2 protein-coding genes and 1 pseudogene are annotated in these 1549 nt (G+C 65.3%); all 3 read right to left on the bottom strand.

Going from position 1 to position 1549, the window contains the following annotated elements:
- Nucleotides 1-148, bottom strand: a pseudogene (gene rplC, locus DMB66_RS59235) (50S ribosomal protein L3); the annotation flags it as partial.
- 11 nt (nucleotides 149-159) lie between these two features.
- Nucleotides 160-468 carry a 30S ribosomal protein S10 gene (gene rpsJ, locus DMB66_RS59230; protein WP_097322778.1) on the bottom strand — a complete coding sequence of 103 codons (309 nt, stop codon included), beginning with the start codon at nucleotides 466-468 and terminating at the stop codon, nucleotides 160-162.
- Nucleotides 469-846: 378 nt separating this feature from the next.
- Nucleotides 847-1549: EF-Tu/IF-2/RF-3 family GTPase (locus DMB66_RS59225; RefSeq protein WP_255441687.1), on the bottom strand; the 703-nt coding region annotated here is incomplete at its 5' end.

Below are 1549 nucleotides of genomic sequence, written 5' to 3'. Positions count from 1 at the left end.
CGGTGTAGCCGTCAGTCTCGGCGGTGCGGACCTGGGTCACGACACACGGGCCGGCCTGCACCACGGTTACCGGGACGACCTTGTTGTTGTCCCAGACCTGGGTCATGCCGAGCTTGGCGCCCAGGATGCCCTTCACTTGCCTGTCCATTGTCCGGATCCCTACAGCTTGATCTCGATGTCGACGCCAGCCGGCAGGTCGAGGCGCATGAGCGAGTCGACCGTCTTCGGAGTCGGGTCGATGATGTCGATCAGCCGCTTGTGCGTGCGCATCTCGAAGTGCTCGCGCGAGTCCTTGTACTTGTGCGGCGAACGGATTACGCAGAAACGGTTGATCTCCGTGGGCAGCGGCACCGGGCCCGCGACCGACGCTCCGGTACGCGTGACCGTCTCGACGATCTTGCGCGCCGACGAGTCGACAACCTCGTGGTCATAGGCCTTGAGCCGGATGCGGATCTTCTGTCCCGCCATGGTGGCTTCTGTTTCCTTCTCTCGATGCCGCTACGTGCGAAAGCTGTGGCCCTCGCATGCCCGCAGGACCGTTGGTCCTGCGATGTCCGACCCCCGCGGTCGGGCGTGTCGCGCCTATCGGCAGAAAAATCTGCTGACCAGGCTCCGCCCCAACCATCTGGAGCGATCTTGCCCGCAAGGAACCCTCAGGAGAGGAATCCTTGATCCGTCGGGATCGGGGATGCCGGCGGCTGCTGGAACCACGCCGGACACCCGGCGAGGGTGGCCGACCGCCCTCTCTCGAAAGCGAGAGCAGCCAACCACCCTGCGCGGACGCAACCTGACTAGTATGCCGTATCGATCGCGGCAACGCTAATCGGGGTCACCAAAGTAACTAACTCAGACGTTGATCTTCGTGACCGTTCCGGCGCCGACGGTGCGGCCACCCTCCCGGATCGCGAACTTCAGGCCCTGCTCCATGGCGATCGGCTGGATCAGCTTGACCGACATCGAGGTGGAGTCGCCCGGCATGACCATCTCGGTGCCCTCGGGCAGCGTGACGACGCCGGTGACGTCCGTGGTGCGGAAGTAGAACTGCGGGCGGTAGTTCTGGAAGAACGGCGTGTGGCGGCCGCCCTCCTCCTTCGAGAGGATGTAGACCTGGCCCTCGAACTCCGTGTGCGGAGTGCTGGAGCCCGGCTTCACCACGACCATGCCGCGCTCGACGTCCTCGCGCTTGATACCGCGCAGCAGGAGGCCGACGTTCTCGCCCGCGCGGGCCTCGTCGAGCAGCTTGCGGAACATCTCGATGCCGGTGCAAACGGTCTTGGTCGACTTCTCGCGGATGCCCACGATCTCGACCTCCTCGTTCGGCTTGAGGATGCCGCGCTCGGCCCGGCCGGTGACGACCGTACCGCGACCGGTGATCGTGAAGACGTCCTCGATCGGCATGAGGAACGGCTTCTCGGTGTCACGCTCGGGCTGCGGGATCGCGGTGTCGACCGCGTTCATCAGCTCCATGAGCTTCTCGGTCCACTCCGCGTCGCCCTCGAGCGCCTTGAGCGCCGAGACGCGCACGACCGGAAGGTCGTCGCCCGGGAAC

It is taken from the genome of Actinoplanes sp. ATCC 53533 (assembly GCF_003947245.1).
The sequence above is the reverse complement of the archived record's forward strand: the minus strand, read 5'-3'. Positions and strand labels throughout refer to the sequence as shown.